Below are 21,740 nucleotides of genomic sequence, written 5' to 3' on the forward strand. Positions count from 1 at the left end.
TAAGCCTTACAGCGCCGATGGTACTGCAGGGGGGACCCTGTGGGAGAGTAGGACACCGCCGAACAATTTGTGAGAAAACCCCCGTGCTATTCAGCACGGGGGTTTCTGCGTTCCAGGCTCGGAGTCGGGGGGCGCAAGCGAACCCCTCCGTATCCCGGCGTGAAACCGCCGGGTAAGGTCAGGGAGCATCGTTGGTTCGTTCCCGCAGGAGGCCCCCGGGTGGAGGTCCAGGAGACCAGTGTCCAGACGGACCGCGTCCTCACCATCCCGAACATCCTCAGCATGGCGCGGCTGGTCGGCGTGCCCGTCTTCCTGTGGCTGATCCTCAGGCCCGAGTTCGGCGGGCCGAAGAGCGACGGCTGGGCGCTGCTGGTGCTGGTGCTGAGTGGTGTCAGCGACTATCTCGACGGCAAGCTCGCCCGCCGCTGGAACCAGATCAGCAGCCTCGGCCGGCTCCTCGACCCCGCCGCCGACCGGCTCTACATCGCCTCGACCCTGCTCGGTCTCACCTGGCGCGGCATTCTGCCTCTTTGGCTGACCGGGGTGCTGGTGGCGCGAGAGCTGGTTCTGCTGGTGATGGTGGGCATCCTCAGGCGTCACGGCTATCCGCCGCCTCAGGTGAACTTCCTCGGGAAGGCCGCCACCTTCAACCTGATGTACGCCTTCCCGCTGCTGCTCCTCAGTGACGGAACTGGTTGGATCGCGTCACTCGCTGCTATTTTCGGATGGGCGTTCGCCGGATGGGGTACAACGCTCTATTGGTGGGCAGGAGTCCTCTACGTGGTCCAAGTCCGCCGACTTGTCAGGGCGGACGCTGTGGCCGATTCAGCCCACTGATTGCCCGCCGCGCGCGGCTCGATGGCCCGCCCAGGGAAACTGCGGGACAATCTAGACGGGTGAAGTCGGCTGGACCGTCGTCTCTTGGAGGAGGACGCTTCCGACATGAAGGCCGTCGTGATGGCCGGAGGCGAGGGCACGCGCCTTCGCCCCATGACCTCGAGCATGCCCAAGCCGCTCCTGCCGGTGGCCAACCGGCCGATCATGGAGCACGTGCTGCGGCTGCTCAAAAGGCATGGGCTCAACGAGACCGTCGTAACCGTGCAGTTCCTGGCCTCACTCGTCAAGAACTACTTCGGTGACGGCGAAGAGCTCGGTATGGAGCTCACATATGCCAACGAGGAGAAGCCACTCGGTACCGCCGGGAGCGTCAAGAACGCCGAGGAAGCACTCAAGGACGACGCGTTCCTCGTGATCTCCGGCGATGCCCTGACCGACTTCGACCTCACCGATCTGATCAATTTCCACAAGGAAAAGGGCGCCCTGGTCACCGTCTGTCTGACGCGTGTGCCCAACCCGCTGGAATTCGGCATCACCATCGTCGACGACGAGGGAAAGGTCGAGCGCTTCCTGGAGAAGCCGACCTGGGGCCAGGTCTTCTCCGACACCGTGAACACGGGCATCTACGTGATGGAGCCCGAGGTCTTCGAGTACGTCGAACCCGACGTTCCGGTCGACTGGTCCGGCGATGTCTTCCCGCAGCTGATGAAGGAGGGCAAGCCGATCTACGGCTATGTCGCCGAGGGCTACTGGGAGGATGTCGGCACCCACGAGAGCTATGTGAAGGCCCAGGCCGACGTCCTGGAGGGCAAGGTCGACGTCGATATCGACGGCTTCGAGATCTCCCCGGGCGTCTGGGTCGCGGAGGGCGCGGAAGTACACCCCGACGCCGTGCTGCGGGGGCCGCTGTACATCGGTGACTACGCCAAGGTGGAGGCCGGCGCCGAAATACGGGAACACACCGTCGTCGGCTCGAACGTGGTCGTGAAGAGCGGGGCGTTTCTGCACAAGGCCGTCGTCCACGACAACGTGTACATCGGCCAGCACAGCAATCTGCGTGGGTGTGTGGTCGGCAAGAACACCGACATCATGCGCGCGGCCCGGATCGAGGACGGCGCGGTGATCGGCGATGAGTGCCTCATCGGCGAGGAATCCATCGTCCAGGGCAACGTACGGGTGTACCCGTTCAAGACCATCGAGGCCGGTGCCTTCGTCAACACCTCGGTCATCTGGGAGTCCCGCGGACAGGCACACCTCTTCGGTGCCCGTGGTGTGTCCGGCATTCTGAACGTGGAGATCACACCGGAGCTGGCCGTACGGCTGGCCGGCGCGTATGCCACCACCCTCAAGAAGGGCTCGACGGTCACCACGGCACGTGACCACTCCCGTGGTGCGCGTGCGCTGAAGCGAGCGGTCATCTCCGCGCTCCAGGCCAGCGCCATCGACGTACGGGACCTGGAGAACGTACCGCTGCCCGTGGCGCGGCAGCAGACCGCGCGAGGCAGCGCCGGCGGCATCATGATCCGGACATCGCCCGGTGTACCGGACTCCGTCGACATCATGTTCTTCGACGGGCAGGGCGCCGACCTGTCCCAGGCCGGTCAGCGCAAGCTGGACCGGGTGTTCGCGCGGCAGGAGTACCGGCGGGCCTTCCCGGGTGAGATCGGGGACCTGTACTTCCCGTCCAGCGTCTTCGACTCGTACACCGGTTCGCTGCTGCGGAGCGTCGACACCACGGGGATCGCCGAGTCGGGCCTCAAGGTCGTCGTGGATGCCTCGAACGGCAGTGCGGGACTGGTTCTCCCCAGTCTGCTCGGCAAGCTCGGCGTGGACTCCCTGACGATCAACCCCGGACTGGACGAGTCCCGGCCGACCGAGTCCGCGGAAGCACGGCGGGCGGGGCTGGTGCGGCTCGGCGAGATCGTCGCCTCGTCGGGGGCCGCGTTCGGCGTCAGGTTCGACCCCGTCGGTGAGCGGCTGTCGCTCGTCGACGAGAAGGGGCGCATCGTCGAGGACGACCGGGCGCTGCTGGTGATGCTCGATCTCGTGGCCGCCGAGCGGCGCAGCGGGCGGGTGGCGCTGCCGGTGACGACGACGAGGATCGCCGAGCAGGTGGCGGCGTACCACGGGACGCAGGTCGAGTGGACGACCACATCGCCCGACGACCTCACCCGCGTGGGCCGCGACGAGTCGACGATCTTCGGCGGCGACGGCCGTGGCGGGTTCATCGTGCCGGAGTTCAGCAGCGTCTTCGACGGTACGGCGGCGTTCGTACGGCTGATCGGGCTGGTGGCGCGGACCCAGCTCACCCTCAGCCAGATCGACGCGCGGATTCCGCGGGCGCACGTCCTCAAGCGCGATCTGGCGACTCCGTGGGCTGTCAAGGGACTCGTGATGCGCCGGGTCGTGGAGGCCGCAGGGGACCGGTTCGTGGACACGACCGACGGCGTAAGGGTCGTGGAGACCGACGGTCGCTGGGTACTGGTGCTGCCCGACCCGGCCGAGGCCGTCACCCACCTGTGGGCGGAAGGGCCGGACGACGCCTCCGCGCAGGCCCTGCTGGACGAGTGGTCGACCGTCGTGGACAGCGCCGGACGGTAGAACACGGGCCGCGCCCGCGTGCCGGAAACGCGTCCCCCAAAGGGGCCTGTCCGGCACGCGGGTGGGGCCATTCGGAGGTAGCGCGCGCGACGTGCGACGATGTGCGGCATGCCGCAGCCGCCCCCCGTTCGGAGCACACCGACGCGCCCCTCGCGCCCGGATGCCTCCATGTCGTTGCTCACCAACGTCATGGATCACAGCCTCGACGACGGATACGCCGAGGCCGCCGCCCGGAAGAGGTCCGAGGGCGCTGCGGGCATGCCCAGGACGGTGCGGGCCAAGCTCGGTCTCGCGGCAGGCCTCGTGCTCGCCGCTCTGGTGGTGACCGTGGGCGCCGCGCAGGCGCGGATCGCCGCGCCCACGGTCGCCAAGGAGCGTCAGGAACTCATCGACCGCATCCAGCGCGAGACCGCCGCCGCGGACAAGCTCGAGGGCACGGTCGACAAGCTGCGCGACGACGTGAGCGCACGGCAGCGCGCGGCGTTGCGGCAGGACGGGGGCGGCTCCCCGGCCGACCTGGTGGGGATCCTCTCGGGCGCCGTCGCGGTGCGCGGTCCTGGGGTGAAGCTCGTCGTCGACGACGCCAAGGAAGCCACCACGGGTGGCGGCGGCAACCCGCGTGAGACCTCGGGTTTCTCCGACACGGGGCGCGTACGCGACCGGGACATGCAGCGCGTCGTCAACGGGCTGTGGGAGTCGGGTGCCGAGGCGATCGCGATCAACGGGCAGCGGCTGACCGCCCTGTCGGCGATCAGGGCCGCGGGTGACGCGATACTGGTGGACAACAGGCCGCTGGTACCGCCGTACACGGTGCTTGCGGTGGGGGACGGGGGCAGGCTCAGCACGCGGTTCCAGAACAGCGCCGACGGGCTCTACCTGCACGCGCTCCAGGAGAACTACGGGATCCGGACGGGCATCTCCACCGAGGGTGACCTCCGGCTGCCCGCCGCACCCAGTGTGATCGTACGAACAGCACAACCGAGTACAGAGAAGGGCACATCGTGATCGCGGTACTGGGCCTCGTCGTCGGAGTGGTGGTCGGCCTGTTGGTCCGGCCCGAGGTCCCGGCGGTCGTCGAGCCTTACCTTCCGATCGCCGTCGTGGCGGCGCTCGACGCCGTGTTCGGTGGCCTGCGGGCCATGCTCGACGGCATCTTCGACGACAAGGTCTTCGTGGTGTCGTTCCTGTCCAATGTGGTGGTGGCGGCACTGATCGTGTTCCTGGGCGACAAGTTGGGTGTCGGCGCGCAGCTGTCCACCGGTGTGGTGGTCGTCCTCGGCATCCGCATCTTCTCCAATGCGGCGGCGATCCGCCGGCACGTGTTCCGGGCGTGAGGCCGATGAGCAACGAGGACGAGAAGACCGAGCAGCCGCAGACCTCCGAGCACCGGCTGCGCAGGGAGCTGCCCGAGGAGGTTCCGGCCGCGGCGCCCGAGACGTCGGGGACGACGGACGACGAGCAGGCCACCGGACTGACCGGCCGTCAGCGCCTGGTGCAGGGACTGTGGCCGCCGCGCGTCACCCGCGCCCAACTCATCGTGGCCGTCCTGCTGTTCGGCCTGGGCTTCGGGCTGGCCATCCAGGTCGCCTCCAACAGCGACGGCAGCAGTGCCCTGCGCGGCGCGCGTCAAGAGGATCTTGTGCGCATCCTCGATGAACTCGACGACCGTACGCAGCGTCTTCAGGACGAGAAGCAGGGTCTCGAGGATCAGCGGGCCGAGTTGGAGAACAGCTCGAACCGGGCCGAGGAGGCCCGCAAGCAGACCGCCGAGAAGGAGAAGCAACTCGGCATCCTTGCGGGCACGGTGGCCGCCGAAGGGCCCGGGATCACGATGACGGTCCAGGATTCGAAGGGGACGGTCCAGGCGGACATGCTGCTCGACGCGATCCAGGAGCTGCGCGCGGCCGGGGCGGAGGCGATAGAGGTCAACGGCGTACGGGTCGTCGCCGGCACCTATCTGTCGGACGCCGGGAAAGATGTCGGCGTCGACGGGAACAAGATCACCCAGCCCTACCGTTTCAAGGTCATCGGCAAACCGCAGGACCTCGAGCCGGCGCTCAACATCCCAGGAGGTGTGGTGCAGACTCTTGAGAAGGAGCAGGCCACGGTCACCGTGGAGCGTTCCACGAAGATCGTCGTGGACGCCTTGCGAGCGGTGAAGCGGCCTGACTACGCTCGGTCGTCCTCCCAGTGAACCGGGGGTGCATGACAGCAGTCCGGCAGGGGCATGAGGTTGCGGGGGGTCGGCGCACCGATTGGGTGGTGCGTGGTGGAAACTGTCTGGTGGAAACGGACGTTGTGAGGATGTCCGGGTCGGCCGGTGTATGCAGTCAGGGTTCGTCCTGCCCCACGGGCGGGTCTGTTTCGGTCAAGGGGAATCGCCCGTGAAGTTGTTTGCGAAGTTGTTCGGCAAGAGCGCGCGAGAGGGCAGCGACAACGCGACTGCCCGCCATCGTGCACAGCCGGGAGACGCGGAGGGCCAGCGGCCGCTGTTCCGCGATCAGGTCAGTGGTCCGGGCGGTCACATTTCCGGAGGTCAGGGCGCGCCGTCTGTTGACCCTGCCGCGTCCGGCGGCATAGGTTTCGGGGACATGTCGGCCCTGGTGTGCACGCGGTGCGGTCACCGCAACGCGGAGAACAGCCGCTTCTGCTCCAACTGCGGTGCGCCGCTGCGGGCCGGGGCGGTTCCGGAGCGTGCGTCGGAGACGACGTCCACGATCTCCATCTCGGGTTTGGAGGCCTACGACGCGGAGGCCACCGGTCAGACGCCCGTGCCGACGCTGTCTCCCGAGGCGCAGGCGGCCGTGGAGGCGCTGCCGTTCGGCTCGGCGCTCCTGGTGGTGCGCCGGGGCCCGAACTCGGGCAGTCGCTTCCTGCTGGACAGCGACCTGACCACGGCGGGGCGCCATCCGCAGAGCGACATCTTCCTGGACGACGTGACGGTCTCGCGCCGCCACGTCGAGTTCCGCCGGGGCCCCGACGGCATGTTCACGGTCGCCGACGTCGGCAGCCTCAACGGCACGTACGTCAACCGGGAGCGCATCGACCAGGTGGCGCTCCACAACGGCGACGAGGTGCAGATCGGCAAGTACAGGCTGGTCTTCTACGCGAGCCAGCGGGGCATCTGACCCGCACGGGGAAGGGTCCATGCTTCACACACCGAGCGGCGGTGCCGACAGCGGCACCGCCGCGGCGGACGGCCGGCTGATGAGCATCGGCACGGTGCTGAACGTGCTGCGCGAGGAGTTCCCCGAAGTCACCATTTCCAAGATCCGTTTCCTGGAGTCGGAGGGGCTCATCGAGCCGCAGCGGACCCCTTCGGGGTACCGCAAGTTCAGTGCGCGTGACGTCGAGCGGCTCGGCCAGGTGCTGAGGATGCAGCGGGACCACTATCTGCCGCTGAAGGTGATCCGCGAGCACCTGGACGCCCTGGAACGGGGCGAGGAGGTGCGCCTGCCGTCCCTGAGCCGACCCGGGGAGACCGGCGAGGGCGAGCTGCTGGGAGACCTCCTGGGCGAGCCGGAGAGCCCCACGCCCGCCCGGATCGGCCGCGAGGAGCTGCTGACGGCCGCCGGGATCCGTGCCGAGCAGCTTCAGGAGTGGGAGTCGTACGGGCTGCTCACACCGCTGCCGGACGGCACGTACGACGCCGAGGCGATCACCGTGGCCACTCTCGTGGTGGAACTGGGCCGGCACGGCATCGAGCCACGCCATCTGCGCGCGGTGAAGGCCGCCGCGGACCGCGAGGCCGGCTTGGTGGACCAGGTGGTGGCCCCGCTGCGCCGCCACCGCAATCCACAGACCAGGGCGCACGCCGAGGCCCGTACGAAGGAGCTCGCGGGGCTCGCGGTGAAACTGCACGCGGCGCTGGTGCAGTCCGCGCTGGGCGTGCGGCTGCCCTGATCCGGGCGTTCGCCGTGGGCGGATCGGCCAGGCGTTCTGTGCCCGACTACCCAAACATCCCGAGCACGGCCTAGGGTTGCTGTGTGAACGAGCTCGATGTCGTAGGTGTCCGGGTCGAGATGCCCTCCAACCAGCCGATCGTGCTCCTGCGTGAAGTGGGGGGCGACCGCTACCTCCCCATCTGGATCGGCCCCGGGGAGGCGACGGCCATCGCGTTCGCCCAGCAGGGCATGGCCCCCGCGCGACCTCTGACGCACGACCTGTTCAAGGACGTGCTGGAGGCCGTCGGGCAGGAGCTCACGGAAGTGCGCATCACGGATCTGCGTGAAGGCGTCTTCTACGCGGAGCTGGTATTCGCCAGCGGCGTCGAGGTGAGCGCCCGCCCGTCCGACGCCATAGCTCTCGCGCTGCGCACCGGCACGCCGATCTACGGCAGTGACGGGGTGCTGGACGACGCGGGGATCGCCATCCCGGACGAGCAGGAGGACGAGGTCGAGAAGTTCCGCGAGTTCCTCGACCAGATCTCACCGGAGGACTTCGGCACCAGCAGCCAGTGAGGGTCCCCGCGAGGGTTGGGCCGACGGGCGACGCGGCGCCCGCGGCTTGCCCGTCGTGTGTCTGCGGCGTCCCTTTACCGGGTATGGGCACGGGCCCGAGCGCGCCGGCCTCGGTGTGGGCTTGCGCACTGCGTTGAAGGGGATGGCCCGGAACGCGGGGCCGTGTCCCGGGGCCGGACAGCTCCCGCCGCCGTGGGCGGCCGTCGGGCGGTGTGGCAGAGGGGCAGGCGGCCGGGCCGCGGCCCTCGAGGGCCCGCGGGGAGCATTCGGCTAGCCTTTCCCCGCGGGAGGGCACGGGAAACCACTCCTAGGGTGATTATCACTCGGCGTGCCGAGTGTGGCGATCGTTGACGCACCCGTGGTGACTGCCTACCGTCGAGAAGGCAGGTCAAGGACGGAGGTCGGCGTGAGAAGCAGCGGCGGCGGTACGGCTGGGGGTGCCCCTGGACACAGTCTGGGGGAGAGCGGTCCGTACCGGCTTCACGGCAACGCGACCGGCTCCGCCCCTCAGCGGCCGACGCCCGTGCCGGGCGGCGGAGGGGCGGCTTCCGAGGACATCGGCTATCGCGGCCCCACGGCGTGCGCCGCCGCGGGCATCACCTACCGGCAGCTGGACTACTGGGCCAGGACCGGTCTGGTCGAACCCAGCGTGCGCCCCGCCTACGGGTCGGGGACACAGCGGCTGTACAGCTTCCGCGACGTCGTCGTCCTGAAGATCGTCAAGCGTTTCCTCGACACCGGAGTGTCCCTGCAGAACATCCGTACCGCGGTCCAGCACCTCAGGGAGCGAGGTTTTCGCGACCTGGAGCGGATGACGCTGATGAGCGACGGCGCGACGGTCTACGAGTGCACGTCCCCGGACGAGGTCCACGCCCTGCTCCAGGGCGGGCAGGGCATCTTCGGCATCGCCGTGGGGGTCGTGTGGCGGGACGTGGAGAACGCGCTGTCGCAGTTGCACGGCGAACGTGTCGACACGGGTGAGACCATCGTGGGCCACAACCCGGCGGACGAGCTGGCGCGGCGGCGCAACCGGGCCGTCTGAGAGGCAGGCCGCGGCAGAGCCGCATTGTCAGTGGCGTAGGGCAGCATCGGAGATGTGAGAACCGCGCCGACCATCCTGCACCTCGACATGGATGCCTTCTACGCCTCGGTGGAGCAGGCGGCCAAGCCGAGCCTGCGCGGGAAGGCCGTGATCGTGGGCGGGCTGGGGCCGCGCGGAGTGGTGGCCACGGCGTCCTACGAGGCGCGGGTCTTGGGGGTGCACTCGGCGATGCCCATGGCCCAGGCACGCCGGCTCGCGCCCAACGCCGCGTACCTGGTGCCGCGCTTCGGGATCTACCGCAGGATCAGCGAGCAGGTGATGTCCCTGCTGCGTGGCCTGTCTCCGCTGGTTGAGCCGTTGAGCCTGGACGAGGCGTTCGTGGACCTGGAGGCCGGGGAAGCGGCCTGGGACGAGGAGTCGGCGCGGCTGACAGGCGTGCAGCTGCGTGCGGACATCCGGGCCGTCACCGGGCTGACGGGTTCCGTGGGGCTCGCCGCCTCCAAGATGCTCGCCAAGATCGCCTCGGAGCAGGCCAAGCCGGACGGTCTGGTGCTGATACGGCCGGGTACCGAGCGCGCGCTGCTCGGCCCGATGCCGGTGCGCACCCTGCCGGGGGTCGGCCCGGCGACCGGTGACCACCTGCGGCGGGCCGGGATCACCACGATCGACGAGATCGCCGAGGCGGGCGAGGACGAGCTCGTACGGCTGCTCGGCAAGGCGCACGGGCAGGCTCTGTACGCGATGGCGCTGGCGCACGACGAGCGGCCGGTGGTCGCCGAGCGGGAGGCCAAGTCGGTGTCCGTCGAGGACACGTACGACGTCGACATCCACGACCGGCTGCGGATCGGCCTGGAGGTTCAGCGGCTGGCGGACCGGTGTGTGCGCAGGCTCCGGGACGCCGGATTGTCGGGGCGGACCATCGTGCTGAAGGTGCGGAGATACGACTTCTCCACCCTGACCCGGTCCGAGACCCTGAGGGGGCCCACGGACGATCCCGCGGTGGTGCGCGAGGCGGCGGCGCGGCTGCTGGAGCCCGTGGACACGACCGGCGGGGTACGGCTGCTGGGGGTGGGCGTCAGCGGACTTGCCGACTACACACAGGAGGACCTGTTCGCCCAGGCCCACCTGGCGGCGGGGGAGGCCACGACGGACGAGCGACCGGAGGCGGAGGAGCCCCTCGCCGAAGAGCCGGCGGCGTCACCGGAGCGGGTCTGGCTGGCGGGGCACGACGTCCGTCATGCCGAGTACGGGCCGGGATGGGTGCAGGGCAGCGGGCTGGGGAGGGTGACCGTACGGTTCGAGACACCGCAGTCGGAGCCGGGCCGGGTCCGCACGTTCAGCGTCGACGACCCTCAGTTGGAGCCTGCGGACCCGCTGCCCCTGGTGCCCGACGTCCCCGGGATCGCGGGGCGCCCGGCCCCCGCGGGCACGGGCACCTGACAGCGGTGAGCAGGCCCGGACGTCCGCCCTCGACCCGTCACGTCTCGTCCGACCCCGCCAAACGGCCGAAGTCACGGTCCGGTGGCGGCGGAGGTGCCGAGACGTCCAGGCCGTAGTGGTGGTAGAGCTGCAGTTCCTGTTCGGGTGACAGGTGGCGGCCGACGCCGAAGTCGGGGGCCTCCTTGATCAGGGCGCGCTCGAAGGGGACGTACAGCGCACCCTCGACCAGCTCGCTGGGCTCCAGGGGGACGAACGCGTCCCTGCCGAACAGGCCGGTCCGTATGGCCGCCCACTCCGGTACACCCGTGGCGTCGTCGAGGTACACCTCGTCGATCGTGCCGATCTTGTGGCCATTGCGGTCGAACGCCTTGCGGCCGATCAGATTCCGCGGATCGATGTCGGTCTGCACGGTCCCTCCAACTGGTCGCAACCCATCCGTAAGCACTACGAAAGAGCACATTCGGGAAGGCGGCCACTTGAAGATTCCCGCGCAGGCTGCCGACTCGTTCTCGCTGGTAGTCTGGCAAGCGGCCGTTGACCCCGTGCGGGAGAGTCCTCCGGAGCGATCCGGAGGCGCCGAAGGAGCAAATCCTCCCCGGAATCTCTCAGGCCCAGGTACCGCACGGACGAGGTCACTCTGGAAAGCAGGGCGGGTGTCGACGGCTTCCGCTCTCACCGACGGTGAAAGCCGGCGAGCCTGCGGGCGGACCGGTGAAGCTCTCAGGTCGAGATGACAGAGGGGGAGGCCGTCGGGGTACCCGCGCCGTGGTGCCCCTCGAAGGTCGCGTCAGACCAGGAGGCCTCCGCAATGACCGCCCAGCGCATCCCGCTCTCCGAGCTCGAACAGGGCACTCCGTTCGAGCACCGCCACATCGGGCCCGACCAGGAGGCGCGGGCCAAGATGCTCGCGCACGTCGGCTACGGCTCGCTCGACGAGCTCACCGCCGCCGCGGTACCCGATGTGATCAAGAACGCCGACGCGCTCGACCTGCCGGGCGCGCGCACCGAGGCCGAGGTGCTGGCCGAGCTGCGCTCCCTCGCCGACCGCAACCAGGTGCTGGACTCCATGATCGGGCTCGGCTACTACGGGACCTTCACGCCCCCGGTGATCCTGCGGAACGTGATGGAGAACCCCGCCTGGTACACCGCGTACACGCCCTACCAGCCGGAGATCTCCCAGGGTCGGCTGGAGGCCCTGCTGAACTTCCAGACCATGGTCGCCGACCTCACCGGCCTGCCGACCTCCGGCGCCTCCCTGCTCGACGAGGGCACCGCCGCCGCCGAGGCCATGGCGCTGTCCCGGCGCATGGGCAAGAACAAGAAGGGCCTGTTCCTGGTCGACGCGGACGCGCTGCCGCAGACCATCGCCGTGATCCAGACCCGCGCCGAGCCCACCGGCGTCGAGGTCGTCGTCGCAGACCTCAGCGCCGGCATCCCGGCCGAGGTCGCCGAGCGGGAGATCAACGGCGTACTGGTCCAGTACCCGGGCGCCTCCGGCGCCGTACGCGACATCAAGCCCCTCATCGACCAGGCCCACCAGCTGGGCGCCCTGGTCACCGTCGCCGCCGACCTGCTCGCGCTGACCCTGCTGAAGTCGCCCGGCGAGCTCGGCGCCGACATCGCCGTCGGGACCACCCAGCGCTTCGGCGTCCCGATGGGCTTCGGCGGGCCGCACGCGGGCTACATGGCGGTGCAGGAGAAGTTCGCCCGCAGCCTGCCCGGCCGGCTCGTGGGAGTCTCCGTGGACGCCGACGGCCACAAGGCCTACCGGCTCGCCCTGCAGACGCGCGAACAGCACATCCGCCGCGAGAAGGCGACCAGCAACATCTGCACCGCCCAGGTGCTGCTCGCCGTGATGGCCGGGATGTACGCCGTCTACCACGGGCCCGAGGGGCTGCGGAACATCGCGCGGCGCACCCACCGGTACGCCGCGGTCCTCGCCGCGGGCCTGACGGCCGGCGGGGTCGAGGTCGTCCACGGCACCTACTTCGACACGGTCACCGCCCGGGTCCCGGGGCGGGCCGCCGACGTCGTCGCCGCAGCCCGGGAGAGCGGCGTCAACCTGCGCCTCGTCGACGCCGACCACGTCTCGGCCGCCTGCGACGAGACCACCGGCCGGGCCCAGCTGCGCGCGGTGTGGACCGCGTTCGGCGTCGGGGGCGACATCGACGCGTTGGACGCCACCATCGAGGACGCGCTCCCGCAGGCCCTGCTGCGCGGCGACGACTACCTCGCCCACCCGGTCTTCCATCAGCACCGCTCCGAGACCGCGATGCTGCGCTACCTGCGCAGGCTGGCCGATCGTGACTACGCGCTCGACCGCGGCATGATCCCGCTGGGCTCCTGCACCATGAAGCTCAACGCGACCACCGAGATGGAGCCGGTCACCTGGCCCGAGTTCGGTCAGCTGCACCCGTTCGCGCCCGCCGAGCAGGCCCAGGGCTACCTCGCCCTCATCCACGAGCTGGAGGAGCGTCTCGCCGAGGTCACCGGCTACGACAAGGTCTCCCTCCAGCCCAACGCCGGCTCCCAGGGCGAGCTGGCGGGTCTGCTGGCCGTGCGCGGCTACCACCGCGCCAACGGCGACGAGCAGCGCACCGTCTGCCTCATCCCGTCCTCCGCGCACGGCACCAACGCCGCCAGCGCCGTGATGGCCGGGATGAAGGTCGTCGTGGTGAAGACCGCCGAGGACGGCGAGATCGACGTCGAGGACCTGCGGGCCAAGATCGAGCAGTACCGCGACGAGCTGTCGGTGCTGATGATCACGTACCCGTCCACGCACGGCGTGTTCGAGGAGCACGTCGCCGACATCTGCGCGGCGGTGCACGAGGCGGGCGGGCAGGTCTACGTCGACGGCGCCAACCTCAACGCGCTGGTCGGCCTCGCCAAGCCGGGCCACTTCGGCGGCGACGTCTCGCACCTGAACCTGCACAAGACGTTCTGCATCCCGCACGGCGGAGGTGGTCCGGGTGTCGGCCCGGTGGCGGTCCGCGAGCACCTGGCGCCGTATCTGCCGAACCACCCGATGCAGCCCGAGGCCGGTCCGCAGACGGGCGTGGGCCCGATCTCGGCCGCCCCCTGGGGCTCCGCGGGCATTCTGCCGATCTCCTGGGCGTACGTCCGGCTCATGGGCGGCGAGGGCCTCAAGCGCGCCACGCAGGTGGCCGTGCTGTCCGCCAACTACATCGCCAGGCGTCTGGAGCCGCACTACCCGGTCCTCTACACCGGCCCCGGCGGCCTGGTCGCGCACGAGTGCATCATCGACCTGCGGCCGCTGACCAAGGCGACCGGAGTGACCGTGGACGACGTGGCCAAGCGGCTCATCGACTACGGCTTCCACGCGCCGACGATGTCGTTCCCGGTGGCCGGCACGCTGATGATCGAGCCCACGGAGTCGGAGGACCTCGCCGAGCTGGACCGGTTCTGCGACGCGATGATCGCCATCCGCGCGGAGATCGAGAAGGTCGGCTCGGGCGAGTGGCCGGCGGAGGACAACCCGCTGAGCAACGCGCCCCACACGGCGGCGGCGCTGGGCGGGGAGTGGAAGCACGCCTACACGCGTGAGGAGGCCGTCTTCCCGGCCGGTGTCTCGGCAGCGGACAAGTACTGGCCGCCGGTGCGCCGCATCGACCAGGCCTTCGGCGACCGGAACCTGGTCTGCTCCTGCCCGCCGCTGGACGCCTACGAGGAGTGATCACCCTCGGACATGCGTCGGGGCCGGTGCGGAGCGTGTCTCCGGCCGGCCCCTGGTGTGTCAGGGCAGCGGATGCCCTGGTGCGCGCTCAGGCGGCTGTCATCACCTGGTCGATGCCCAGCGGGCGGTGCGGGGCGATGATCTGGCCGTCCGGCAGAAGCTCACCGGTGTCCTCGAACAGGAGCACGCCGTTGCACAGCAGGCTCCATCCCTGCTCCGGGTGGTGCGCCACGAGGCGGGCGGACTCCCGGTCGGCGGATTCGGCGGTCGGGCACGGTGGCTGGTGCTGGCACATGGTGGTGGGGATCTTTCGCTCTGTCGGTATGTGTGAGATGGCTGTCGTGTCTGTCCTGCGGCTCGTCGTGTCGCTCATCGCCGCCCCCCGTCGGATACGTCGGTCAGGAACCCAGTGTTGCCCCACGGGCGTCGATCCGCAGGGATTTCGCAGCACCGCTCCTCACAGGTTCATGACGCGTCCCCCGCCCGGACGGTTCAGCCCTACCGCACGGTCACTTCGGATGGTTCGCGGTGGCCGGGAGGGGCTAGTCCATATGGACTGACCCGCACGTCACCCCTCGTACGAGCGTGATGGGACACGAATGAGCGAAGGCGTCCGGAGGCGTTCGATGGCCCGGACATGGGCGTGCCCCGCGGCCGTCTCCGGCGGCGGGGCACGGTGAGAGGAGACCCGCAGGCTAAGCGGGCTGGCCGAGCAGCGGGGTGCGGGTGACCCGGTGGGTCAGGACCGGCAGGAGGTCGGCGACGCGGTGCGGGCGGTGCGCCGCGATGCCGGGCGGCGCAGGGGCGAGCGGCACCAGGAGGTCGTTCGCCGCCGGGTGGCCCGTCGCGCCGTCGGCGGTGCAGTCGCCGTGCAGCCACAGTGTGAGCATGTACAGCTCCGGCACGGACAGCAGCCGGGCCTGGTAGGGCTCGGTCAGCGTGGTTTCCGCCTGGAGCACGGCGCGCTCGGTCGCGGCGACGTACGGGCCCTCGAAGAAGTGCGAGAAGGCCCAGCCGTCGGGCGTCAGCATGGTCTCGGCGGCGGCCACGGCGCGGCCCCCGGAACGGATGAGGAATCGCCATCCGGCGAGCCGGGTGGCCGACGCGCCGGCCGGGGTGATCCGGTCCAGGACATGGACGGGCAGCGGAAGTTCCGGGGTCACGGGTCCCTGGGCCGTACGCAGGGAGGGAGTGGGAGCCTCCCGGACCGCGGTCGGGGAACCGAGTGCCGTGAGGACGGAGCGGAGAGCGGGCGCGGGAGCCGGAGGGACATGCAGCTGCATGGTGGGTCGCCTCTCATTCGACAGGCAAGGGGGCGCGAGGGCGTGGTAGGGCGGGCGGACGGCGCTGTCAGCTCTCGGGGTCAGAGGGAGGGAAGGGGGTAACCGAGCCCGGACGAACGGCGGCGCTTTGACGACAGGGCCCGAACCGTGAGCGCCAACTCTCTGCCCCGTGCGCAAAGTTTATACGACGCGTGTTCATACGCTGTTTCGTCGGAACGACGCGCTTATGTCGGCAAGGTGATATCCGGTCGGCGATAAGCGAGGTTCGTCCCGGTCCTGCGTAGGCGTCAGGGCGGTGACCTCGGAATACTTGTCCGTAGCGGTCGGCCGATTCTCGTCGGCGTTTTTCACGACACGGTTGCATCGTGAAACTGCGTCCTGCTCCATGCCTCGTGAATGTGCCCGGCGACAGCGTAGCGGGTGACGGTCGCCACCGGGACGTTATCGATCGCGTTGCCTGGGCATTATCCCCCGTGACCCGGGACAGCAGCGGCCGTAACGTCGGCCTGCCCATCTCAGGAGGGACGCTTCGATGGGAGAGAAGGTCGTGGCAGGGCCGTTCGACCTGTCCGATCGCCAGCACTACCGCGACAAGCTCAGGCAGTGCCTGACGGGACTGGCGCGACTGCTGGAGGAGAAGCGGTTCGATCGCCCCAAGAACCTGATGGGCCTGGAGATCGAGTTGAATCTCGTCGGGCAGGACGGGACGCCGAGAATGATGAACGCACAGGTTCTGGAAAGGATTGCGAGCCGGGATTTCCAAACAGAACTCGCCATGTTCAACCTCGAGGTCAACATAGCTCCACACAGGCTGGACGGCCGGGTTTTCGACCGGCTCGCCGAGGAGTTGCGGATCTCGCTCGCCTATGCCGACCGGAAAGCGAACGAGCTGGATGCCTCGATCCTGATGATCGGCATCCTTCCGACGCTCGACCGCGACGACCTGGTCTCCTCCAACCTCTCCGCGGTCGACCGTTACACCCTGCTGAACGACCAGATCGTGGCCGCGCGGGGCGAGGATTTCCGGCTCGACATCGAGGGTGTCGAACGGCTCGAGTGCAGCGCGCGGTCCATCACGCCCGAGGCCGCCTGCACCTCGGTCCAGCTGCACCTCCAGGTCACCCCGAACCGCTTCGCGGACCTCTGGAACGCGGCTCAGGCGGTCGCGGCGGTGCAGGTCGCACTCGGCGCCAACTCTCCGTTCCTGTTCGGACGTGAGCTGTGGCGCGAGTCCCGGCCGCCGCTGTTCCAGCAGTCCACCGACACCCGGCCGCCGGAACTCCAGGCGCAGGGTGTGCGGCCGCGCACCTGGTTCGGGGAGCGCTGGATCACCTCGGCACAGGACCTCTTCGAGGAGAACCTTCGCTATTTCCCGGCACTGCTGCCGATCTGCGACGAAGAGGAACCCCTGCGCGTCCTGGACGAGGGAGGCGTCCCGAAGCTCTCCGAACTGGTCCTGCACAACGGCACCATCTACCGCTGGAACCGGCCCGTCTACGGCATCGCGGACGGCGTCCCGCATCTGCGGGTGGAGAACCGGGTGCTGCCCGCGGGACCCACCGTCACCGATGTGATCGCCAACGCGGCCTTCTACTACGGCGTGGTCCGCGCCCTCGCCGAGGAAACGCGGCCGGTGTGGACCAGGCTGCCGTTCGAGGCCGCCGCCGCCAACTTCGACGCGGCCTGCCGGTACGGCATCGAGGCCCGTCTGCAGTGGCCGAAACGCGGCCGGTACGGCGGGACCACCGAGATCGCGGCCGTGGACCTGGTGCGCGACGAACTGCTGCCGCTCGCCGAGGCGGGGCTGCACGCATGGGGAGTGGAACCCGCCGACCGGGACTTCTACCTCGGAGTGATCGAGGAGCGGTGCCGGCGGCGGGTCAACGGCGCGAGCTGGCAGGCCGCCACGTTCCACCGGGCCCTGGAGCGGGGCCTCGACCGGGACGCCGCGCTGGCCGCGACGACCGTGCGGTACCGCGAGCTGATGCACGCCGGAGACCCGGTCCACACCTGGCCGGTCGGGTTACCGGAACCGGCGGGCGTGAGGTGAGTGATCCCGTGCGGCCGGGCTGACCGGCCGCACGGTCACCTCGGTCCGTCTCCGCCGACGAGCACCCCCTCCCTGTTGAGCCCCGTGCCCGTACACAGCCGTATGGCAGAAGATGGGGACGAGGCGGGATCGCTCAACTGGAGGCGGAGTGCGGGTGGAGGCAGGGTCGGTGGCCGATTCCTTTACGGCGGAAGGACCGACACGGCGGATTTTCCGTGCCGAGACGCTGCTGGTGCTGGGGCTCTCGCTCGGGGCGAGCGGGGTCTCCGCGCTGATCAGCTTTGTCGGGTCGGTCACCAAACCCGGCGGGCTCAAGGACCAGGCGGCCACCATGAACGCCTCGGCAGCGCCCGGCCGCCCCTGGCTCGATCTCGCCTGGCAGCTCTTCGGGATCGCCACCGCGCTGATCCCGGTCGCGCTGGTCGCGCACTTCCTGCTGCGTGAGGGCGCGTCGCTGCGCACGCTCGGCTTCGACCGGAGGAGGCCCTGGCCGGACCTCGGGCGCGGGGCGGCGATCGCAGCGGTGATCGGCTCCACGGGCATCGCCTTCTACCTGGTCGCCCGAGGGCTGGGCGCCAATCTGACGGTGGTGCCCGAGGCGCTGCCGAACGTGTGGTGGAAGTTCCCCGTACTGATCCTGTCGGCGATGCAGAACGCCGTCCTCGAAGAGGTCATCGTCGTCGGTTATCTGCTGCGCCGGCTTGGCCAGTTGGGCTGGACCCCCGGTACCGCCCTGGTGGCCAGCTCGGTGCTGCGCGGCTCCTACCACCTCTACCAGGGCATCGGCGGCTTCTTCGGCAACATGGTCATGGGTGTGGTCTTCGTCTACCTGTACCGGCGCTGGGGGCGGGTCGGCCCCCTGGTGGTGGCCCACTCACTGCTCGACATCGGGGCGTTCGTGGGGTACGCGCTGCTGGCGGGGAAGGTGGGCTGGCTGCCGACCGCGTGAACGGGCCGGCAAGGGCGCACGAGGGCGTCGTGCGCGCCTGGTGTGCCGTTAGGCGAGCAGTTCGCCCTCGATGACGGTGACCGCGTGGCCGGTGAGCAGGGTGCGGTCGCCGCGGAGCTCGGTGCGGACGCGGCCGGAGCGCGGGGAGGCCTGCAGCCCGGTGAGGTCGGGGCGGCCGAGGCGCTCGGACCAGTAGGGGGCGAGGGCGGTGTGGGCGCTGCCGGTGACCGGGTCCTCGTCGATGCCCACGTTCGGGAAGAAGCAGCGCGAGACGAAGTCGTACCCGCGGGAGGGATCCTCGGCGCGGGCGGTGGCGATGATGCCGCGCTCTGAGTGGCGGGCGAGCGCCCGTAGATCCGGGGCAAGGCCGAGGACCGTCTTCTGGTCGGCGAGCTCGAGGACCAGGTCACCGACGCCCGGCCCGGTGTCGACCGCGGTGCGGGGCTGGGCACCGAGGGCCTCGGCCACGCCGTCGGGGATTTCGACTGGGGTGAGCGGCGCGGTGGGGAAGTCCAGTGTGATCGAGCCGTCGTCGCGCGGCGCGGCGCTGAGGACACCGCTGCGGGTGGCGAACCGGACGGGGCCCTCGTGGGCGCCCGTGGTGTGCAGGACGTGGGCGGTGGCCAGGGTCGCGTGGCCGCACAGGGCGACCTCGGTGGTCGGGGTGAACCAGCGCAGCGCCCAGTCGGCCTCGCTTCCGTTGTGCAGAGGGTGTGCGAAGGCGGTCTCGGCGTGGTTGACCTCGCGGGCCACGTTCTGGAGCCAGTCGTCGTCCGGGAACGAGTCGAGGAGCAGGACACCGGCCGGGTTGCCGGCGAAGGGGCGGTCGGTGAAGGCGTCGACGATACGAATCCGCATGGGCCGACGCTAGAGGCCCTCGGTCGGGGCGGGCCAAGGCCAATTCGGGGCGGCTGGACTGGTGTCGACGGCCGGCGGCCGGCGGTCGGCCGCCGGGGGCCGGGTTTCCGTACGTGTCCTGTCTCACCGTCTCACCGTCTCAACGAACCAAGTCCAAGCCATTTTTTCGGCCACCCAGGTGTCTCAACCGTTCTGGTCGCGCGAGGTCACAGCCGCGGCTTCGGACCAGATCAACTGGGGCGGGAGGGAAGTCCCGTGCGCCTCCAGCGGTTGGCGAGCGGGTCGAACAGATCCGGCGGGATGACATCAGCGAACTCGGTGTCCGACTCGTCGTCACGTTCGGGCTCGGTGACCGGCGGAGCGGGGACAGGATGGTCGGTCGAGGTGGCCCGTGTACGAGCGGCGACGCGGCGGTCGCGCCGCGAACGCTTGGCCGGAGGGTTTTCTCGATCGGCCCTTGTCGCTCGGCGAGCTTCGGCAGGGCCTTGTCACGCGAACAGTCCCGATATATCGTTGAAGCATCGCGACAGATCAACGATGGAATGGAGGGGTTGGGATGCGTTCCCATGGACAGGACTTCGGATACGAGCGACACGGCCACCACGGCGGCCCCGGGCACCACATGAGGGGCGGCTTCGACGGCCGACGCGGAGCCTTCGGGCCCTTCGGGCCGGGTGGACCCGGTGGCCCCGGCTTCGGCGGGCCGGGCTTCTTCGGTCCGGGCGGCCCCTGGGGCGGGCGCGGCCGGGGCGGACCGAGGGGCAGGGCGCGGCGCGGCGACGTACGCGCGTCGATCCTGGCGCTTCTCAAGGACCGGCCCATGCACGGCTACGAGATGATCCAGGAGATCGCCGAGCGCAGCGGCGGGGCGTGGAAGCCCAGCCCGGGTTCGGTCTACCCGACCCTCCAACTGCTGGAGGACGAGGGTCTGATCACCAGTGAGAGCGAGGGGGGCAAGAAGCTCTTCTCGCTCACCGAGCCGGGTCGCGCCGCGGCCGACGAGGGCCCCGAGGCCCCGTGGGAGGAGGCCTCGCGCGGTGTCGACTGGGAGGCGCTGCACGAGATCCGGCAGGCCGGCGTCGGTCTGATGGAGGCGTTCGGCCAGGTCTGGAAGACCGGCGACAAGGACCAGCGCGACAAGGCCCTCGCGGTCATCAACGAGGCCCGCAAGAAGCTGTACCTGATCCTCGCCGACGAGCACTGACGGCGCGGTGAGGTGAGGGCGCCCCGCGGCACCGCGTCCGCGGGGCGCCTCGGCGTCGGCGCACGTGTCGTCAGGACACCAGTGCGCCCAGCCTGCGCAGCGACTCGTTCAGCGCGGCCGTCGCCGAATCCTTCAGCTTGCCCGCCATGAGGGACACCGCCGCGCCGGTGAACTCCCCGTCGATCCGCACCGAGGTGGCCTCGCCGTCGGGCGTCAGCGTGTAACGGGTGGCGAGGTCCACGGCCATCGGGCCCTTGCCGCGGATGGACAGCACGCGCCCCGGGCGCAGTTCGTCGATGGTCCAGGTGACCTCGGCCGGGAAGCCCATCAGCTTCATGTTCTCCTCGAAGGTCCCGCCCAGCGCGAGGGTTTCGGGACCGCCCTTCGGAAAGCCGGTGTGGGTCGCGTTCCACTCGCCGTACGCCGACCAGTCCGTGAGCGCGGCCCACACCTTCTCGGCGGGGGCCTCGATGCGAGCTTCCGCGCTGACTTCGGCCATGCGACCACCCCTTCGCGTCGGCTGCTGCGCCGGGCGCAGCTGTGCTGTCGCGGAACGTAGCCGCAGGGTCTGCAACATTCAATACTGATGAACAGTCAGGAACGATGGGGCGCCCGTCCCGCACCGGCCGAGGCACGGAGAACGCGCGGTTCCCGAGCGGAAAGGGCGCGATGTCATCCGTAAGGAGGAGAGCCGGGTCAGCCATGCCCAACCTGTGTCGGACGCGCAAATGCTGCCCGCCGAGGATGACTCGGACCGCTGCGGCTGATGGGGTGGAGGACGTGCCACCCCGTCATGTCCAGCGGCCGGCCGCCGAACGCGGCACGCACCATTCCCACCTCGATGCCAGGGTCACCTCGGAGCTGGCCGCGGTGCTTTCCGGCGCCCGCAGGAGGGCGCTGCGTGACGGGGACCGGGGGATCGACACCGCACACCTGCTGCACACGCTGCTGGAGTCCGACCCCGAGGTGCGCGCCGTCTTCGACGGGCCGCAGGTCGCGCGGCTGCTCGGCTACCTCGTCCAGCGCGCCATCGGCTACGGCCTGCGCTGGCAGACCACCGTCGAGGACTCGGGCGCGGTGCCGGTGCTGAAGGAACCGGACGGCTGGTCGCCCGCCGCGGCCACCGCCCTGGGAGCGGCGTACGGGCGCGCTGCCGGTCGCGGCGACGCATCCGCACGCGGGCTGGACCTGCTCGCGGCGATGGTCGCGGACCCCGAGTCGCGCGCCGTCGAGGTCCTCGGCCGCGCGGGCGTCGACGTGCGGGGGCTGGCGGACCGGATCGAGGCGGCGGGCTCGGTTCCGTCCAGTCGCTGAGACAGGAG

Annotated in this window: 20 protein-coding genes and 1 riboswitch; of the genes, 15 read left to right on the forward strand and 5 right to left on the reverse strand. The window is 70.0% G+C overall.

The annotated features are described in order from the left end of the window. Nucleotides 1-219 precede the first annotated feature (219 nt). From ACFYZE_RS29440 to ACFYZE_RS29485, 10 genes are all read left to right on the forward strand, one after another. On the forward strand, nt 220-837 hold the full coding sequence (locus tag ACFYZE_RS29440) for a CDP-alcohol phosphatidyltransferase family protein (protein WP_389000459.1): 618 nt from the start codon (nt 220-222) through the stop codon (nt 835-837). 105 nt (nt 838-942) lie between these two features. Continuing rightward, nucleotides 943-3,438, forward strand: a complete 2,496-nt coding sequence (locus tag ACFYZE_RS29445; RefSeq protein ID WP_389000462.1) for a sugar phosphate nucleotidyltransferase — start codon at nt 943-945, stop codon at nt 3,436-3,438. A 168-nt stretch (nt 3,439-3,606) separates the two neighbouring features. Further along, entirely contained in the window at nt 3,607-4,443 is an 837-nt protein-coding gene (locus ACFYZE_RS29450) for a DUF881 domain-containing protein (protein ID WP_389000465.1), read from the forward strand. Further along, nucleotides 4,440-4,772: a small basic family protein gene (locus tag ACFYZE_RS29455; RefSeq protein ID WP_019708255.1), complete on the forward strand. Its 333-nt coding sequence runs from the start codon at nt 4,440-4,442 to the stop codon at nt 4,770-4,772. The genes ACFYZE_RS29450 and ACFYZE_RS29455 overlap by 4 nt, the downstream gene beginning before the upstream one ends. A gap of 5 nt (nt 4,773-4,777) precedes the next feature. After that, complete coding sequence (locus ACFYZE_RS29460) at nt 4,778-5,632, forward strand: DUF881 domain-containing protein (protein ID WP_389000468.1); 855 nt, start codon at nt 4,778-4,780, stop codon at nt 5,630-5,632. Nucleotides 5,633-5,693: 61 nt separating this feature from the next. Beyond that, a complete protein-coding gene (locus ACFYZE_RS29465) occupies nt 5,694-6,566 on the forward strand; it encodes an FHA domain-containing protein (protein WP_389000471.1) in 873 nt (290 codons plus the stop codon). Nucleotides 6,567-6,585: 19 nt separating this feature from the next. Beyond that, nucleotides 6,586-7,341 (forward strand): MerR family transcriptional regulator, encoded by a 756-nt coding sequence (locus ACFYZE_RS29470; RefSeq protein ID WP_389000474.1) that lies wholly within the window; start codon nt 6,586-6,588, stop codon nt 7,339-7,341. 83 nt (nt 7,342-7,424) lie between these two features. Further along, the gene (locus tag ACFYZE_RS29475) at nt 7,425-7,898 is read left to right on the forward strand and encodes a bifunctional nuclease family protein (protein ID WP_004002801.1); all 474 of its coding nucleotides are present in this window, start codon (nt 7,425-7,427) and stop codon (nt 7,896-7,898) included. 406 nt (nt 7,899-8,304) lie between these two features. Beyond that, nucleotides 8,305-8,940: a MerR family transcriptional regulator gene (locus ACFYZE_RS29480; RefSeq protein ID WP_389000477.1), complete on the forward strand. Its 636-nt coding sequence runs from the start codon at nt 8,305-8,307 to the stop codon at nt 8,938-8,940. Nucleotides 8,941-8,994: 54 nt separating this feature from the next. Continuing rightward, nucleotides 8,995-10,380 carry a DNA polymerase IV gene (locus tag ACFYZE_RS29485; RefSeq protein ID WP_389000480.1) on the forward strand — a complete coding sequence of 462 codons (1,386 nt, stop codon included), beginning with the start codon at nt 8,995-8,997 and terminating at the stop codon, nt 10,378-10,380. A 37-nt stretch (nt 10,381-10,417) separates the two neighbouring features. Here ACFYZE_RS29485 and ACFYZE_RS29490 read toward each other — a convergent pair whose 3' ends face one another. Beyond that, a complete protein-coding gene (locus tag ACFYZE_RS29490; protein WP_389000483.1) occupies nt 10,418-10,789 on the reverse strand; it encodes a PRC-barrel domain-containing protein in 372 nt (123 codons plus the stop codon). A gap of 126 nt (nt 10,790-10,915) precedes the next feature. Continuing rightward, nucleotides 10,916-11,011: riboswitch (glycine riboswitch) on the forward strand. A gap of 177 nt (nt 11,012-11,188) precedes the next feature. Here ACFYZE_RS29490 and gcvP point away from each other — a divergent pair. Further along, on the forward strand, nt 11,189-14,074 hold the full coding sequence (gene gcvP, locus ACFYZE_RS29495; protein WP_389000486.1) for an aminomethyl-transferring glycine dehydrogenase: 2,886 nt from the start codon (nt 11,189-11,191) through the stop codon (nt 14,072-14,074). Nucleotides 14,075-14,162: 88 nt separating this feature from the next. Here the strand turns inward: gcvP and ACFYZE_RS29500 are convergent, their stop codons facing one another. Together ACFYZE_RS29500 and ACFYZE_RS29505 are read right to left on the reverse strand one after the other, a co-directional pair. Then, nucleotides 14,163-14,369, reverse strand: coding sequence for a DUF5999 family protein (locus ACFYZE_RS29500; RefSeq protein ID WP_200423537.1), 207 nt, complete (start codon nt 14,367-14,369; stop codon nt 14,163-14,165). Nucleotides 14,370-14,769: 400 nt separating this feature from the next. Then, nucleotides 14,770-15,357 (reverse strand): hypothetical protein, encoded by a 588-nt coding sequence (locus ACFYZE_RS29505; RefSeq protein WP_389000489.1) that lies wholly within the window; start codon nt 15,355-15,357, stop codon nt 14,770-14,772. A 532-nt stretch (nt 15,358-15,889) separates the two neighbouring features. Between ACFYZE_RS29505 and ACFYZE_RS29510 the strand changes: the two genes are divergently transcribed. Continuing rightward, the gene (locus tag ACFYZE_RS29510) at nt 15,890-17,407 is read left to right on the forward strand and encodes a glutamate-cysteine ligase family protein (RefSeq protein ID WP_389000492.1); all 1,518 of its coding nucleotides are present in this window, start codon (nt 15,890-15,892) and stop codon (nt 17,405-17,407) included. A gap of 148 nt (nt 17,408-17,555) precedes the next feature. Then, on the forward strand, nt 17,556-18,356 hold the full coding sequence (locus tag ACFYZE_RS29515) for a CPBP family intramembrane glutamic endopeptidase (protein WP_389000495.1): 801 nt from the start codon (nt 17,556-17,558) through the stop codon (nt 18,354-18,356). A 48-nt stretch (nt 18,357-18,404) separates the two neighbouring features. On the opposite strand, the gene ACFYZE_RS29520 is transcribed toward ACFYZE_RS29515, so the two are convergent. Beyond that, nucleotides 18,405-19,214 (reverse strand): PhzF family phenazine biosynthesis protein, encoded by an 810-nt coding sequence (locus tag ACFYZE_RS29520; RefSeq protein ID WP_389000498.1) that lies wholly within the window; start codon nt 19,212-19,214, stop codon nt 18,405-18,407. Between the two features lie 556 nt (nt 19,215-19,770). Between ACFYZE_RS29520 and ACFYZE_RS29525 the strand changes: the two genes are divergently transcribed. Continuing rightward, entirely contained in the window at nt 19,771-20,418 is a 648-nt protein-coding gene (locus tag ACFYZE_RS29525) for a PadR family transcriptional regulator (RefSeq protein ID WP_389000501.1), read from the forward strand. 70 nt (nt 20,419-20,488) lie between these two features. Here the strand turns inward: ACFYZE_RS29525 and ACFYZE_RS29530 are convergent, their stop codons facing one another. Then, nucleotides 20,489-20,917 carry an SRPBCC family protein gene (locus tag ACFYZE_RS29530; RefSeq protein ID WP_389000504.1) on the reverse strand — a complete coding sequence of 143 codons (429 nt, stop codon included), beginning with the start codon at nt 20,915-20,917 and terminating at the stop codon, nt 20,489-20,491. A 272-nt stretch (nt 20,918-21,189) separates the two neighbouring features. Here ACFYZE_RS29530 and ACFYZE_RS29535 point away from each other — a divergent pair, with 272 nt between their 5' ends. Beyond that, entirely contained in the window at nt 21,190-21,732 is a 543-nt protein-coding gene (locus ACFYZE_RS29535) for a Clp protease N-terminal domain-containing protein (RefSeq protein ID WP_389000507.1), read from the forward strand. Nucleotides 21,733-21,740: the final 8 nt, after the last annotated feature.

Source organism: Streptomyces sp. NPDC001796 (assembly GCF_042892355.1).
Lineage (GTDB): Bacteria > Actinomycetota > Actinomycetes > Streptomycetales > Streptomycetaceae > Streptomyces.

What these genes read in the sequence shown, in the direction of transcription:
- ACFYZE_RS29445 (WP_389000462.1), top strand. Translation starts at nt 943, where the DNA reads ATGAAGGCCGTCGTGATGGCCGGAGGCGAGGGCACGCGCCTTCGCCCC.
- ACFYZE_RS29450 (WP_389000465.1), top strand. Translation starts at nt 3,607, where the DNA reads ATGTCGTTGCTCACCAACGTCATGGATCACAGCCTCGACGACGGATAC.
- ACFYZE_RS29460 (WP_389000468.1), top strand. Translation starts at nt 4,778, where the DNA reads ATGAGCAACGAGGACGAGAAGACCGAGCAGCCGCAGACCTCCGAGCAC.
- ACFYZE_RS29470 (WP_389000474.1), top strand. Translation starts at nt 6,586, where the DNA reads ATGCTTCACACACCGAGCGGCGGTGCCGACAGCGGCACCGCCGCGGCG.
- gcvP (WP_389000486.1), top strand. Translation starts at nt 11,189, where the DNA reads ATGACCGCCCAGCGCATCCCGCTCTCCGAGCTCGAACAGGGCACTCCG.
- ACFYZE_RS29500 (WP_200423537.1), bottom strand. Translation starts at nt 14,369, where the DNA reads ATGTGCCAGCACCAGCCACCGTGCCCGACCGCCGAATCCGCCGACCGG.
- ACFYZE_RS29505 (WP_389000489.1), bottom strand. Translation starts at nt 15,357, where the DNA reads ATGCAGCTGCATGTCCCTCCGGCTCCCGCGCCCGCTCTCCGCTCCGTC.
- ACFYZE_RS29510 (WP_389000492.1), top strand. Translation starts at nt 15,890, where the DNA reads ATGGGAGAGAAGGTCGTGGCAGGGCCGTTCGACCTGTCCGATCGCCAG.
- ACFYZE_RS29520 (WP_389000498.1), bottom strand. Translation starts at nt 19,214, where the DNA reads ATGCGGATTCGTATCGTCGACGCCTTCACCGACCGCCCCTTCGCCGGC.
- ACFYZE_RS29525 (WP_389000501.1), top strand. Translation starts at nt 19,771, where the DNA reads ATGCGTTCCCATGGACAGGACTTCGGATACGAGCGACACGGCCACCAC.
- ACFYZE_RS29530 (WP_389000504.1), bottom strand. Translation starts at nt 20,917, where the DNA reads ATGGCCGAAGTCAGCGCGGAAGCTCGCATCGAGGCCCCCGCCGAGAAG.